13 protein-coding genes and 1 pseudogene are annotated in these 13,712 nt (G+C 72.5%); 8 read left to right on the forward strand and 6 right to left on the reverse strand.

The genetic code is table 11. The annotated features are described in order from the left end of the window. The first annotated feature begins 2 nt into the window (after positions 1-2). A complete protein-coding gene (locus ACFY0I_RS05495) occupies positions 3-182 on the forward strand; it encodes a hypothetical protein (RefSeq protein WP_388890497.1) in 180 nt (59 codons plus the stop codon). A gap of 121 nt (positions 183-303) precedes the next feature. Further along, a complete protein-coding gene (locus ACFY0I_RS05500) occupies positions 304-714 on the forward strand; it encodes a rodlin (protein ID WP_388890694.1) in 411 nt (136 codons plus the stop codon). Positions 715-927: 213 nt separating this feature from the next. Here ACFY0I_RS05500 and ACFY0I_RS05505 read toward each other — a convergent pair whose 3' ends face one another. Together ACFY0I_RS05505 and ACFY0I_RS05510 are read right to left on the reverse strand one after the other, a co-directional pair. After that, positions 928-1,956 carry an MASE1 domain-containing protein gene (locus tag ACFY0I_RS05505; RefSeq protein ID WP_388890697.1) on the reverse strand — a complete coding sequence of 343 codons (1,029 nt, stop codon included), beginning with the start codon at positions 1,954-1,956 and terminating at the stop codon, positions 928-930. Between the two features lie 45 nt (positions 1,957-2,001). Further along, positions 2,002-2,850 (reverse strand): PP2C family protein-serine/threonine phosphatase, encoded by an 849-nt coding sequence (locus tag ACFY0I_RS05510; protein ID WP_388890500.1) that lies wholly within the window; start codon positions 2,848-2,850, stop codon positions 2,002-2,004. A gap of 185 nt (positions 2,851-3,035) precedes the next feature. Here ACFY0I_RS05510 and ACFY0I_RS05515 point away from each other — a divergent pair, with 185 nt between their 5' ends. Beyond that, complete coding sequence (locus ACFY0I_RS05515) at positions 3,036-3,218, forward strand: CsbD family protein (protein ID WP_388890700.1); 183 nt, start codon at positions 3,036-3,038, stop codon at positions 3,216-3,218. A gap of 231 nt (positions 3,219-3,449) precedes the next feature. Here ACFY0I_RS05515 and ACFY0I_RS05520 read toward each other — a convergent pair. After that, positions 3,450-4,511: pseudogene (locus tag ACFY0I_RS05520) on the reverse strand (YhjD/YihY/BrkB family envelope integrity protein); the annotation flags it as partial. 154 nt (positions 4,512-4,665) lie between these two features. Here ACFY0I_RS05520 and ACFY0I_RS05525 point away from each other — a divergent pair. Further along, positions 4,666-5,085 carry a C40 family peptidase gene (locus tag ACFY0I_RS05525; protein ID WP_388890503.1) on the forward strand — a complete coding sequence of 140 codons (420 nt, stop codon included), beginning with the start codon at positions 4,666-4,668 and terminating at the stop codon, positions 5,083-5,085. An 82-nt stretch (positions 5,086-5,167) separates the two neighbouring features. On the opposite strand, the gene ACFY0I_RS05530 is transcribed toward ACFY0I_RS05525, so the two are convergent. Together ACFY0I_RS05530 and ACFY0I_RS05535 are read right to left on the reverse strand one after the other, a co-directional pair. After that, positions 5,168-5,398, reverse strand: a complete 231-nt coding sequence (locus ACFY0I_RS05530) for a chaplin (protein ID WP_388890703.1) — start codon at positions 5,396-5,398, stop codon at positions 5,168-5,170. Between the two features lie 182 nt (positions 5,399-5,580). After that, positions 5,581-6,564, reverse strand: coding sequence for an aldo/keto reductase (locus ACFY0I_RS05535; protein ID WP_388890506.1), 984 nt, complete (start codon positions 6,562-6,564; stop codon positions 5,581-5,583). Between the two features lie 154 nt (positions 6,565-6,718). On the opposite strand from ACFY0I_RS05535, the gene ACFY0I_RS05540 reads away from it, so the two are divergent. Then, positions 6,719-7,309, forward strand: coding sequence for a TetR family transcriptional regulator (locus tag ACFY0I_RS05540; RefSeq protein WP_388890508.1), 591 nt, complete (start codon positions 6,719-6,721; stop codon positions 7,307-7,309). Positions 7,310-7,334: 25 nt separating this feature from the next. Here ACFY0I_RS05540 and ACFY0I_RS05545 read toward each other — a convergent pair whose 3' ends face one another. After that, the gene (locus ACFY0I_RS05545; protein ID WP_388890511.1) at positions 7,335-9,014 is read right to left on the reverse strand and encodes a BCCT family transporter; all 1,680 of its coding nucleotides are present in this window, start codon (positions 9,012-9,014) and stop codon (positions 7,335-7,337) included. A 245-nt stretch (positions 9,015-9,259) separates the two neighbouring features. Here ACFY0I_RS05545 and ACFY0I_RS05550 point away from each other — a divergent pair, with 245 nt between their 5' ends. From ACFY0I_RS05550 to ACFY0I_RS05560, 3 genes are all read left to right on the forward strand, one after another. Then, positions 9,260-10,540, forward strand: coding sequence for a ClC family H(+)/Cl(-) exchange transporter (locus ACFY0I_RS05550; RefSeq protein WP_388890514.1), 1,281 nt, complete (start codon positions 9,260-9,262; stop codon positions 10,538-10,540). A gap of 91 nt (positions 10,541-10,631) precedes the next feature. Then, complete coding sequence (locus ACFY0I_RS05555) at positions 10,632-11,939, forward strand: ion channel protein (protein ID WP_388890517.1); 1,308 nt, start codon at positions 10,632-10,634, stop codon at positions 11,937-11,939. A gap of 191 nt (positions 11,940-12,130) precedes the next feature. Continuing rightward, complete coding sequence (locus tag ACFY0I_RS05560; protein ID WP_388890520.1) at positions 12,131-13,708, forward strand: aldehyde dehydrogenase family protein; 1,578 nt, start codon at positions 12,131-12,133, stop codon at positions 13,706-13,708. The last annotated feature ends 4 nt before the right edge of the window (positions 13,709-13,712 follow it).

Consider the following 13,712-nt stretch of genomic DNA (forward strand, 5'->3'; position numbering starts at 1 on the left):
ACATGAGCCCGACCCCTGACTCCACGACGGCCGGCCGTCCCCTCTCCGACATCAACGCGGACATCCGTTGCCTGTTCGCCCGCGCCGAGGGGCGTCTTCGTGACGACGAGCGGGTGCGCCACGCGGCGCTGCTGGAGGAGTGGGCGTCGGCGATACGGGCGTCGGTCGTCACGGCGGCCTGAACCGGGGCCGCGGCGCGGCGCACGGGGCGGGGCCGATCGGGTGAACAAGAGCAACCTGCCGCAGGTCCGGGCGTTGATCAAGGCGCTCACCACCGTGCACTCGTGCAACAGAAGGACCATGATGATCAAGAAGATGATGGCCACCGCCGCCGCCACCGCCTCCATCCTCGGCGCGGGCGCCGCAGTCGCCGCTCCGGCCATGGCCATCGGCAACGACAACGGCGTCAACACCGTCAACGGCAACGGCGCCTCCCAGGTCTACGGCAACCAGAAGACCCACGGCGACCAGAGCCCGCAGCTCGGCCTCGTTCAGGGCACGCTCAACAAGCCCTGCATCGGCCTGCCGGCGAAGGTCAACGCCCAGTCGCTCATCGCCGCGCTGAACATCGGCGTCCAGGACATCAACGTCCTGTCCAACCCGCAGAACCAGCAGTGCACCGAGAACTCCACCCAGGCCAAGGGCGACGAGTCGCTCTCGCACATCCTGGACAACATCCCGGTCCTCTCGGGCAACCTGTCCGCCAACAGCTGACCCGCTCCCCTCTTCGAGCCGGGGCCTCCGACGCCTGCGCGAGTGCCCACGGGGCCCCGGCTTGCACCACCCGGATCCGCGGATCCGAACCCTCCGCGTGGGCACCACCTTTGACGTCAAGAGCCTCCGGTCCGATCGGGCCCGGGGGCTCTTGACGTGTCCCGGGCCGGATTCCTGCGACGCCCCCGAACTTTCCGGCGAACCGCCCGCGCCCTATCCGCCGTCCGCCCGGGATCCCTCTCCGCGCGTTCCCTCCCCGCGCGGGCCGGCCGCGTCGGGCGGATGCCAGTGGGAGGCCCCCTTGCCCGACGCGAGCTGGTCCACCACCTCGGCGAGGTCCAGGCACGCCTGCTCGATCCGCAGTCGGATGGTGTTCTGCTCGGTGACGAGCGCCGACAGCAGCAGGGAGGTCAGTGCCGCGCAGCCGTTGAGCGCCTGGAGGTTGACCATGCCCTCCACGAAGGTGTGATCGGCGAAGGGGCCCGTCCGGGCGATGGCCGCGGCGTTCGCCATGACCGACACGAGCAGCATGACGGGCGCGCTCCCGGCCAGTTGGAAGCGCAGGGCAGCCCAGATCAGGAGCGGGAAGACGAGGAAGAGCAGGGCCAGGCTGCTCCTGGTCGCGAGCAGCGTGATCGCGAGCGCGCCGATCATCAGGGCGGCGGCCTCGGCCCAGCGGTAGGGGTCCTGCGACACGTGGACCTTGTGCGCGACCAGCAGCAGCGGTGTCAGCACGAGCACGCCCATCGCGTCGCCCGCCCACCACGTCCACCACACCGTCCAGAACCCGCTGTCCGGCAGGCTGTGGGTGAAGACCAGCAACCAGGCGCCGACGGTGGCGCTGATCAGCATCGGCGCCAGCCCTCCGAGGAACACCAGGGCCACCCCGTCGCGGAGCCGGTCGAGGTCCCGGCGGAATCCGGCCCGGCGCAGCATCAGGGCGGCGCACACCGGAGCGAGCGTGTTGCCCGCGACGATCACGAGGCCGACGGGGTCCTCGGAGCCGAGCGAGCGGATGACCAGGAACGCGCCGAGCGCGATACCGGGCCAGACCCGGAGCCCCTGCCAGAGCAGGCAGGCGAGGGCGATGCCGGTGGGCGGCCACAGCGGGGTGACGACCGCACCCTCGATCACCACCTGCTGGAGCAGCCCGATCCGTGCGCCCGCGAAGTAGGCGGCGGCAACGGCGAGGATCCGGACCACGGCCAGGAACGGACGTCGCAAGCCCTCGGTGCGCATCACTGCATCAGACAACAGCCCCGGCCCGTCCACGGGGCGTGACACGCCTCAGGCGCCGCGCGCGTCACCCGGTCCGGCGCGGGAGGCCTCGTGGCGCAGGACCAGGACGGCGGCGTCGTCCTCGTGGCCCGTCGAATCGGCGACCTTCATCACCTCGGCGGCCAACTCCCCCGGTTCCGCGCCGGCGGCGTCCCGGGCCGCTGCGGCGACCCGTGCCAGCCCCGCCTCCATCGGGAACGACGGGCCTTCGACGACCCCGTCGGTGACCAGGACGTACGAGCCCGCCGTCGTCAGTCGGCGCCGGGTCACGGGGTACTCCGCGCCGGGCAGCATGCCGAGCGGGGTCCCGCCCTCGTCCTCGACGACGCCGGACCGGCCGTCGACGGTGGCCCACACGCCGGGCACGTGGCCGGCGCGGGCCGTCTGGATCTCCCAGGTGTCGGGGTCGAACCGGAGGAAGGTGCAGGTCGCGAAGAGGTCGCAGTCCACGGAGAGCAGCAGGTCGTTGGCCCGGCTGAGCACCTCGCCCGGATCGGCGGCGGCCGCGGCCACCGCGCGCACCGCGATGCGGACCTGGCCCATGAACGCGGCCGCCTCCACGTCATGGCCCTCCACGTCGCCGATGGAGAATCCGAGGGCTCCGCCGGGGAGCGCGAAGCCGTCGTACCAGTCACCGCCGACGCTCAGGCCGTGACGGGCCGGCGTGTACCGGGCAGCCGTGCGCAGGCCGGGGACGGCGGGGAGCGAGGCGGGCAGGATCTCGCGCTGGAGCGCCTCGGCGAGCTCCACGCGGGCCTGCTGGAGTTCCGCGCCTTCCCTGGCCTGGGCCGTCAGCCGGCCGAGCCTCGTCAGCAAATCGTCGGCGGTCGCCGACCGCGGGGACCGATGGGAGGTCATGGACCGCTCCGGGGTACGTCCGCCTTCAGGGTTCTGACGCGAGACAGCACTCATCATATTTCGGCGGCCCGCTGATCACATCCGCGTCGGCGCGGAGCGGTCCGTACGGCGCGGGCGTTTGAGGTTCGGGATCCGGGCCACACGAGGGGTACGTGTTCCCGTCCCACTCCAGGGAGTGATCAGCTGTGCCGGACAACGAGAAGAGTCGGGCCAAGGCCGAGCAGGCCGTGGGCAAGCTCAAGGAAGCGGCGGGCCGTGCGGTGGGCAACGACCGGCTGGCGGCCGAGGGTCGCGGCGAGCGGACGAAGGGCGACATCCGTCAGGCGAAGGAGAAGATGAAGGACATCTTCCGGCACCGGAAGCACTGACCGGTTCCGCGTCATCGGGCCCCCGGGGTGGGGGGGGGGGGGGGGGCCCGCCCCCCCCCCGGGGGGGGGCGGGGGGGGGCCGGGGGGGCGGCGCCCCCCCCCGGGGGGCCCCCCCCGCCCCCCCGGGGGCGCCCCCCGGGCCGGGGGGGGGGGGCGGGGCGGGCCCCCCCCCCCACCCCGGGGGTCTTCCGGTGTGCCGAGCCGGTGCGCGGCCCGCCGCTCGTGGGCCAGTACCCGGCCCAGGGCGATGCCCACGGTGACGACGACGAAGAACCCGATGAGCCAGGACAGCACGACGAAGACGAGCCCCAGCCCGCCGAACTGCTCCAGGCTGCGGTCGACGGCGCGCGGCATGTAGTACCGCGACCCCAGGGTGACGGCCTGCGCCCCGACGGCGACGAGGACCGCACCGGGCAGCAGCGGCAGCCACGGAACCCTGGAGCCGAGCAACAGGTGCTGGGTCCACCACCACAGCAGCGTGCCGCTGACCAGGGAGACGAACGCGCCGACGACGCGGCCGGCGCCGAACGCGTCCTGGACCGGGCCCTGGAAGAGCAGTGCGGTCATCCACACGCCCAGCCAGGCGACCCACCGCCAGGCGGCGAGCCGGGCTCCGGCCTTCGGCAGGTGCCAGGACCGTTCGCAGGTCGTCTGGAGGGCCCGGCTGCAGGCCGTGGCGGACAGCAGCGTCACCAGCACGCCCACGGCGCCGGTACTGGCGACGGCCACGGTGTCGCCGGCGGCGTACACCGCGCGGACCTGATCGAGGGCGGCGTCCGTCATGCCCAGGGTGGTGCTGATCGTCCTGATGAGCTCCTGGCGCATCCACTCGGGGGCCAGTGCGCCGATCACGAACAGCGCGGGAATCGCCCCGAGGAAGGCCTGTGCGGCCAATCGGGTGGCGCAGTCCAGTACGTGGACCCGTGCCAGCTGTTCCAGGACCCGGCCGAGGAACGGCGCGTACGTGCGCACCCAGGCCGGCACGACGAAGCGGCGCGGCCAGAGGCGCGTTCCGGGCACGGTGACGGCTCCTTCCGGGGGAACGGGCGCCCTTTCACCTGCGGCGGCGCCGTCCACGAGCAGGATGCGGGATCGGGCGGGGTGCGGCACCCCGGGCGCCGCCCGATCCCGGATTTCCGCGGACGCGGCGCCGGCGAAGGACAGCCACCACCAGGTCTTTTTCCATATGTTCGCGAATCCGTTACAGAACCGATACATCTGCACCCATGTCCGGACCTGAATTTCGGGCGGCTTCGGAGAAAACTGTCCGCCGTTGCGTTCCAGGAATGACATCCGAGAAAGCAGGACCTTCACAGGTATCCGAACGACCTCAAGTCCACCCGAACGCGGAGGTATCACGATGTCCGTCTGCAGGAATGACTCCCATAAAGCCCGAGAGGCTCTCCGAGTTGTCAGCCGCACCGTCGGATTCCGTCCCCCTCGCCTTTTGTTGCTCCTGTGCCTGCTGACCGCGGGCACCCTGGCCGGGCCGGTATCACCGGCCGAGGCGGCCACGCCGTACGGCGCCGAAGCGTTGGCCGTGGCGGCATCGAAGGAAGGTGCCCCTTATGCGCGCGGCGCCATGGGACCTAAAAGGTTCGACTGCTCGGGACTGACGCTGTATTCGTTCCGGAAAGCCGGGAAACAGCTGCCCCGTACCGCCGAGCAGCAGTACGAGCACACTTCCCACGTATCCCGCGACAAACGCGCATTGGGCGATCTTGTGTTCTTCCCGCAGGGCTCCACCGTGGAACACGTGGGTATTTATGCCGGTCACGACAAGATCTGGCACGCGCCCCGGCCGGGCACTCGGGTAAGGCTGGAACGCATTTGGAGCAATAACGTCCGCTACGGCCGGGCCGGGTGACGCGATGACGGCATGAGGAGGCCCCGGCCCCTCCCGGAGCCGCCCGGACGGGGGCGGACGGAAGGGGCCGGGGCCGGGGGGATCAGTCGTTGTAGCAGACGTTGCCGACGGCCGGGTTCAGCAGGCCGATCACGTTCACGCTGTTGCCGCAGATGTTGATCGGCACGTGGACCGGGACCTGGATCAGGTTGCCCGACAGGACGCCGGGCGAGCCGGCGGCGATCCCCTCGGCCCGGGCGTCGGCGGACGCCGCCGAGGCACCGCCCAGAACCGCCATGCCGACCGCCAGGGCAAGACCCGCGCTCTTCCACATTCGCATCACGCGTACATCTCCTCGCAACTGCCGCAGCGGCGCGTCCGCGCGCCGCACGGCCCCGGGCCGGGGCCGTCCCCCTCTCTTCGGCAGGATCGGGCGCCCAGCACCGTCCCTGGACGACGCTTTCCCCCTAAGGAGTGCCGGTGCGCCACTGATCGGCCGTACCGCGCCCGGATCCGTCAGCCGCCCAGGCCCTTCATCAGCTCGGGGGCGTAGCGGTCGCCCGAGGCCACGCCGAGCGGGGCCACCGCGTCGATGCGGGCGAGGTCCTCGTCGGAGACGTCGACGGCGGTGGCGGCGACGTTCTCCTCCAGGTACCGGCGGCGCTTGGTGCCCGGGATGGGCACCGCGCCCTGGCGCAGCGTCCAGGCGAGGGCCAGCTGGGAAGGGGTGACCCCCTTCTCGGCGGCGAGGCCGCGGAGCAGGTCGACGACGGCGAGGTTGCGGTCGAAGTTCTCACCCTGGAAGCGGGGGTCCGTTCGGCGGAAGTCGTCGGCGGCGAAGTCGTCGGGGCTGGTGAGGGCTCCGGAGAGGAAGCCGCGCCCGAGGGGCGAGTAGGCGACGAGGCCGATCCCGAGTTCGTCGAGGGCGGCGCGGACGCCGTCCTGCTCGATGCCGCGCTCGAAGAGGCTGTACTCCGTCTGCACCGCGGCGAGGGGGTGCACGGCGTGGGCCCGGCGGATGGTGGCGGGCGCGGCCTCGCACAGGCCGATGTGGCGCACCTTGCCGGCCGCCACGAGTTCCGCCAGGGCGCCGACGCTCTCCTCGACGGGGACCTGCGGGTCGATGCGGTGGAGGTAGTAGAGGTCGATGTGGTCGGTGCCGAGGTGGCGCAGCGACCGGTCGGCGGACCTGCGGATGTACTCCGGGGTCGCGTTGTGGCCGCGGAACTCGCCCTCGTCGGTGAACTCGATCCCCGTCTTCGTGGCGACGACGACGGATTCCCGGCGACCGGTGAGGGCCTTTCCGAGCAGTTGCTCGTTGCGGAAGGGGCCGTAGCCCTCGGCGGTGTCGAGCAGCGTCACGCCCAGTTCCAGGGCCCGGTCGATGGTGGCGAGCGATTCGGTGTCGTCGGTGGCGCCGTAGTGGGCGCTCATGCCCATCAGGCCCAGTCCTTCGGCGCCGACCTTCAGGCCCTGGCCGCCCAGTGCGCGGATGTCCATGGTGTTCTCCTCGGTGGTGTCCGGTGATCCCCGCCGGCGTCCGGTGCGATAACGCCCGTGGGTGAAATCGAAAGTAACTAACTGGATAGGTAGAGCATGCACGCACCCGGTGCGGCATGTCAATAACCGGATAGTTACTTGCTAGGCTGCCGGTATGGCACGGGACTCCAGCGCAACCAAGGCACGGCTGCTCGACGCGGCCTTCTCCGAGTTCGCGACCCACGGCATCGCCGGAGCGCGCGTGGACCGGATCGCCGAGGCGGCCCGGGCGAACAAGCGGCTCATCTACGTCTACTTCGGCAACAAGGAGCAGCTCTTCGACGTCGTGCTCCAGCGGGCACTGGAGGCGGGCTCCGAGACCGTTCCGTTCCGCGCCGAGGACCTGCCGGGGTACGCGGGGGCGGTCTTCGACCATCTCGTGGAGCGGCCGGACCTGATGCGCCTGGTGCTGTGGAAGCAACTGGAGCGACCGGGCTCCACGCCCGCGGAGGCGGAGTCCTACGCCGCCAAGGTCGGCGTGGTGGAGCGGGCCCAGCAGGCCGGCTCCGTCGATCCGGCGATCGACCCCGTCGACCTCCTCGTGCTGGTCATGGGCCTGTCCCAGGCCTGGTTCGGCGCGCTCGGCGGACCGGCTGCCGGGAGCGCCGACGCGGGCTGGCCGCAGGAGCGGCTGGCCCGCCACCGCGCGGCCGTGGTGGAGTCCGTACGCCGCATGACCGCCCCGCCGGGGGCCCCGGTCGGCTGACCGGGGCCCGGCCGCCGGGCCGTCGTTACGTCGCGTCCTCCAGCGGGGACGGCCGGTCGGCGTCCGGTTCGGGGCCGTTGCCCGGCCCGATGCGGAGTTCGAAGTCGCCGTCGTACTCCTCGTGGCCGGCGACCACCGCCTGGGCGACGGCCTCCTCGCCCATCTCGCCCCGCACGATCAGCGGGTCCCTGCGCAGGTCGCGCAGGAGGGCCACGCACATGCCGATCATCACGACGGTGAACGGGGCCGCCACGAGGATCGTCAGGTTCTGCAGTCCGGCGAGCGCGTCCCCCTTGCCGTTGCCGATGAGCAGCATGACGGCCGCGACGGCGCCGGTGACCACGCCCCAGAACACGACGACCAGTCGGGCCGGTTCGAAGGTGCCCTTCTGCGAGAGCGTGCCCATCACGATGGACGCGGCGTCCGCTCCCGAGACGAAGAAGATCCCGACGAGGACCATCACCAGCAGGCTCATCACCGTCGGGATCGGGAACTGCTGGAGCAGACCGAAGAGTTGCCCCTCCGGGGTGCTCTCGCCGCTGAGCCGGCCGCCCTCCTGGAGCTTCATCGCCGTGCCGCCGAAGATGGCGAACCACAGCAGGCTGACGGTGCTCGGGACGAGGATGACCCCGCCGATGAACTGGCGGATCGTACGACCGCGGCTGATGCGGGCGATGAACATGCCGACGAACGGGGTCCAGGAGATCCACCAGGCCCAGTAGAAGACCGTCCAGCTGCCCAGCCAGGTGGCGACCTCGCCGGCGCCGGTGGCCTCCGTACGGCCGATGAGCTGCGGCAGGTCGCCGAGGTAGGCGCCCAGGGAGGTGGGGAGCAGGTCGAGCACGATGATCGTCGGTCCGGCGACGAACACGAAGACGGCCAGCACGAGGGCGAGGACCATGTTGATGTTCGAAAGCCATTGGATGCCGCGCTCGACGCCGGAGACCGCCGAGGCCACGAACGCGACGGTGAGCACGGCGATGACTCCGACGAGCAGGCCGGTGCTGACCGAGTCCATCCACCCCAGTTCCCGGAAACCGCTGCCGATCTGCAGGGCGCCCAGGCCCAGCGAGGCCGCGGAGCCGAAGAGGGTGGCGAAGATGGCCAGGATGTCGATGACCCGGCCCGCCGCGCCGTGGGCGTGCCGTTCGCCGATGAGCGGCTCGAACACGGCGCTGATCGTCTGGCGGCGCCCGCGCCGGAACGTGCTGTAGGCGATGGCCAGGCCGACGACGGCGTAGATCGCCCAGGGGTGCAGCGTCCAGTGGAAGAGGGTGGTCGCCATCGCCGTCTGCATGCGTTCGGCGGAGTCGACGGGGTGGGTGCCGGGCGGGGGCTTGTCGTAGTGGGCCAGGGGCTCGCTCACGCCGTAGAACATGAGCCCGATCCCCATGCCGGCGCTGAACATCATCGCGACCCAGGACACGGTGCGGAATTCGGGTTCCTCGCCCTCGCGGCCGAGGCTGATGCGGCCGTAACGGCTGATGGCCAGCCACAGCGCGAACACGACGAAGCCGCTGGCGGCGAGCATGAAGGCCCAGCCGCCGTTGTGGATCAGCCCCTTCAGCAGACTGCTCGACACGCTCTCCAGCGAGTCGGTGGCCAGGGCGCCCCAGAGCACGAAGGCGAGCGTCAGGACGGCCGTGACCCCGAAGACCACCGTGTCCGTACGGGAGCGGGGGCCGGTCGGTTGCTCTTTCGACAACGAGGTCCCCTCTCACGCGTGACCTCGTTCGCCGTGGCCACGCAGGAACGTTTGCGTGGATACCTGACCTATCACGCTTCTCGGACGGAACCGGGCTCATCCTCGCGGCGGCCGGGCACGCCGCCCGGTCGTTGGCCCAGTCGGGGCCGCTTTCGGCGCGGCCGGCGCGATGTCCGGGGCGGTGCGGCGCTCGCGGGTCAGTCTCGGACGGGACGCGAACCACGGCCCGGCGGAGGTGTCCACGCATGCCCGGTGCTTCCCGCGGCGGACCGGCCGTCTACCTGGTCGGGGCGCTCGCCGGCTGCGTCGTGGGGCTGGTCGGCGGAGCCTTCCGCTGGTGCCTCGATCGGGCCGAGACGCTGCGCGGCTCGCTGCTGGACGCCTCCGAGGACCTCGGCGTCGCCGGCCTGCTGGTCCCGGTGGCCCTCGCGGCGGTGGGCGCCGCCCTCGCCTGCGCGATCGCCCGGCGGGTCCCGGCCGCAGCGGGCAGCGGCATCCAGGACGTCGAAGCCGTGTGGCGCGGGGAGCGGGAGCCGCCGCGCCTGCTGCCGCTGCTGCCGGCCAAGTTCGTGGGCGGCGTGATCGCCATGGGCTCGGGCCTCCTGCTGGGCCGTGAGGGGCCCACCGTGCACATGGGCGCCGCGATCGGCACGGAGGCCGGACGTCGGACGCGGATGAGCGCACGGGACATCACCCTGCTGCACACCTCGCTGGCCGGGGCCGGGCTCGCGGTCGCCTTCACCGCCCCGCTCGGCGGAGCCGTGTTCGTCTTCGAGGAGGTGACGCGGACGGTGCGGGCGCGCCTGGTCCTGCTCACCCTCATCGGCACCGCCACCGCCGTCGGTTGCGCGCAACTGATCCTGGGCGACCGGCCCGTCTTCGCGATGCCCGACCCGGCGACCCCGCCCCTGCTGCTCCTGCCGGTCTTCCTGCTGCTGGGCTTCGCCACCGGCGTGCTGGGGGTGGCCTACAGCCGGCTGGTGGTCGGCGCCCTCGCCTACTGCGACGGCGTCACCCGGGTCGGGCCGGTCGCGCGGGCGGCCGTCATCGGGGCCCTCGTGGGGCTGCTGCTGGGCGTCGACCCGTCGCTGGGCGGCGGCGGGGAGCAGCTGAGCGGGCTCCTGGTGGACGGCGAGGTGCCGGTGGTCACCGTCCTCGCGGGCTACCTGGTGGTGCGCTTCGTGGCCGGGCCGCTGAGCTACGCGGCCGGTGCGCCGGGCGGCCTGTTCGCTCCGCTGCTGGCGCTGGGCGCCCTGTGGGGAGCGCTCGTCCAGGGCCTCGCGGCTCCGGTCCTGCCGGGCGGGACCGGGGCGGCCTCGTTCGCGGCCGTCGGCATGGCGGCGTTGTTCGCGGCGGTGGTGCGGGCGCCCCTGACCGGTGTCGTGCTGGTGGTCGAGATGACGGGGGCGACCGCGCTGCTCGTTCCGCTGCTCACGGCCTGTTTCGCGGCGACGCTGACGGCCGACCGGCTGGGTACCCCACCCGTCTACGACACCTTGCGGCTGCGCATGACACGGTCGTCCTGACGGCGGCGCGGCCCTCGCCCGCCACGGGACGGAACCCGCACGGGCTCCCGACTTGACGGGTTTTGGGGTGATTGCCCGTTACGTTGATCCGGTGACCGCCCCCGCACCGGCCGCCGCCCTCCCGCCGGCCTCCCCCGTCAGGGCCCTGCTCCCGCTGGTCCTGCCCGCCCTCGTGGTCGGTGTGGGCTCCAGCCTGCTGCTGACCGGCGTCAGCGAACTGGCCGACCTGCTGAAGAACGTGCTGTGGGAGATCCTCCCGGACGCGATCGGGGTGGGCCGCTGGTCCGTCGGGTGGACCCTGACCGTCCTGACCGTGACCGGTCTCGCGGTCGGGCTCGTCGTGTGGAAGGTCCACGGCCACGCCGGACCCGACCCGGCGACGACCGGGCTGGTCGACCCGCCGCTGCCGCCCGCGGTGCTCCCCGGCCTGCTGCTGGCGACCATGCTGTCGCTGGCCGGCGGCGTCAGCCTGGGCCCGGAGAACCCGATCACCGCCGCGAACATCGCCCTGGCCTTCTGGCTGGGCCGCAGGTTCATGCCGGCCGGGGCCCCGCAGGTGTGGGTGGGGCTGGGCGCCGCCGGCACGGTCGGGGCGCTGTTCGGCACTCCGGTCGCGGCCGTGCTGATCCTCACCGAGTCGATGGTGTCGGGACCCCGGCAGCCACCGGCGGTCCCGGGCGGGAAGCCGCCCACGCTGTGGGACCAGCTCTTCGCCCCGCTGATCGCCGCGGGCGCGGGCGCGCTGACGAGCAGGTTGCTGGAGGCGCCCGTCTTCGGGCTGCCGCTGCCGCCCTTCACCGGCCCGGGCTGGGCCGACCTGCTCGGCGCGTTCGTGGTCTCCTCGGTCGCCGCCGCGATCGCCATGGCCGCCGTCTACGCGTTCCCGTACGTCCACCGCGTCTTCCACCTGCTGCCGCACCCGGTGCTCGCGCTGACCCTGGGCGGCGTGGTGCTGGGCCTGCTCGCGGCGCTCGGTGGGCGGCTGACCCTGTTCAAGGGGCTCGAGGAGATGGGCGAGCTGGCCGCCGATCCGGGTGCGTACTCCTTCGGCTCGTTGGTGCTGATGTCCGTGGTGAAGCTGGCCGCCGTCCTGGTGGCCTGCGGGTCCGGGTTCCGCGGCGGCCGGATCTTCCCGTCCGTCTTCGCGGGGGCCGCGCTCGGATTCGCGGTCAGCGCCCTCGTCCCGTCGGTGCAGCCGCCGGTCGCGGTGACCTGCGCGGTGCTCGGCGTACTGCTGGCCGTCACCCGGCAGGGCTGGGTCAGCCTGTTCACCGCCGCGATCCTGGCCCCGGATCCGGGACTGCTGCCGCTCCTGTGCGTGGCGCTGCTGCCCGCCTGGCTGCTGGTCAGCGGGCGTCCGCAGATGCAGCTGACGGAGGCGGGCGTACCGCTGCGCTGATCGGACGTGGCGCCGCGCCGATCCGATGTGACGCACCGACCTCACCCCGCGCCTCACCGACCCTGCGTCCGGCCGCCCGTACGGCTCCTGCCGCCCAGCTCCGTACGGCTCCTGCGGCCCCGCTCCGCACCGCACCGCTCCCGCGCGCCACGTCGATCGCCGAGAGTGACACCGGTCACTTCGAGTGACCGATGGGACATGACCTGCGGGGTGCGGGGCAAGCGAGGTCATTGCCAGCTCACCGCGGGTCCGCCGCGGTGGCACAAGCGGAGGTACAGCGCGTCGTGTCGGAGCGAAAAACGATCTACACAGCCGGGGCATGGCGGTCCGCGGCCTCGGGAGCGACCAGGGAGGTCCTGGATCCGGCGGACGGGTCCGTCCTCGCCGTGGTCGCGGAAGGCGGCACCACGGACGTCGACGCGGCCGTGAGCGCGGCACGCGACGCGTTCGACCTGGGCCCGTGGCGCACCGTCCCGGCCCGCGAGCGGGCGGCGCTGCTGCACCGCACGGCCGACCTGCTGCGCCGCGACCGCGACCGCATCGGCCTCATGGAGAGCCTGGACGCGGGCAAGACCCTCGAGGAGGGCCGCGCGGACGTGGACTGCGTCGTCGACGCGTTCCGCTACTTCGCCGGCCTCGTCGCCGGTGAGGACGCGGGTCGGGTCGTCGACGCCGGTGACCCCGACGTGCACAGCGTCGTCGTCCACGAGCCGGTCGGGGTCTGCGCCCTGATCACCCCGTGGAACTACCCGCTGCTCCAGGCCAGCTGGAAGATCGCGCCGGCCCTGGCCGCGGGCAACACCTTCGTCATCAAGCCGAGCGAGATCACCCCGCTGACCACGGTGGCCCTGATGGAGCTGCTGGCGGAGGCCGGTCTGCCCGACGGGGTGGCCAATCTGGTCACCGGAGCGGGCGATCCCGTCGGCGCGCGCCTCTCCGCGCACCCCGACGTCGACCTGGTGTCGTTCACCGGTGGACTCGTCAGCGGTACGAAGGTGATGCGCGCGGCGGCCGAATCGGTGAAGAAGGTCGCCCTCGAACTCGGCGGCAAGAACCCCAACGTCGTCTTCGCCGACGCCTGCGCCACCGACGAGGGCTTCGACACCGCCGTCGACCAGGCCCTGAACGCCGCGTTCATCCACAGCGGCCAGGTCTGCTCGGCCGGTTCGCGCCTCATCGTCGAGGAGTCGGTGCACGAGCGCTTCGTCACGGAACTCGCCCGTCGTGCCGAGCGGATACGCATCGGCCGCGGCACCGACCCGGGCGTCGAGTGCGGCCCGCTCGTCTCCGCCGCGCAGCGCGAGCGCACCGAGTCCCACGTGGCCGCCGCGCTCGCCGAGGGCGCCGTCCTGCGCGCCGGCGGCGAACGCCCCGACGGGCCCGGCTACTTCTACCGGCCCACCGTCCTCGACCGCTGTCACCGGCGGATGCGCGTCGTGCGCGAGGAGGTGTTCGGACCGGTGCTGACCGTGGAGACCTTCCGCAGCGAGGAGGAGGCCGTCGCCCTCGCCAACGACACCGAGTACGGCCTCGCCGGCGGCGTCTGGACGTCCGACGCGGGCCGCGCCCGGCGGGTCGCCGGCCGCATGCGGCACGGCACCGTCTGGATCAACGACTTCCACCCGTACCTGCCGCAGGCCGAGTGGGGCGGTTTCGGGAAGTCCGGGATCGGGCGCGAGCTCGGTCCGTCCGGGTTGGCCGAGTACCGCGAGTCCAAGCACGTGTACCAGAACCTCGCCCCGCGCCCCGTGCGCTGGTTCGCGGGTTGAGGAG

The organism is Streptomyces sp. NPDC001568 (genome assembly GCF_042893755.1).
GTDB lineage: Bacteria > Actinomycetota > Actinomycetes > Streptomycetales > Streptomycetaceae > Streptomyces.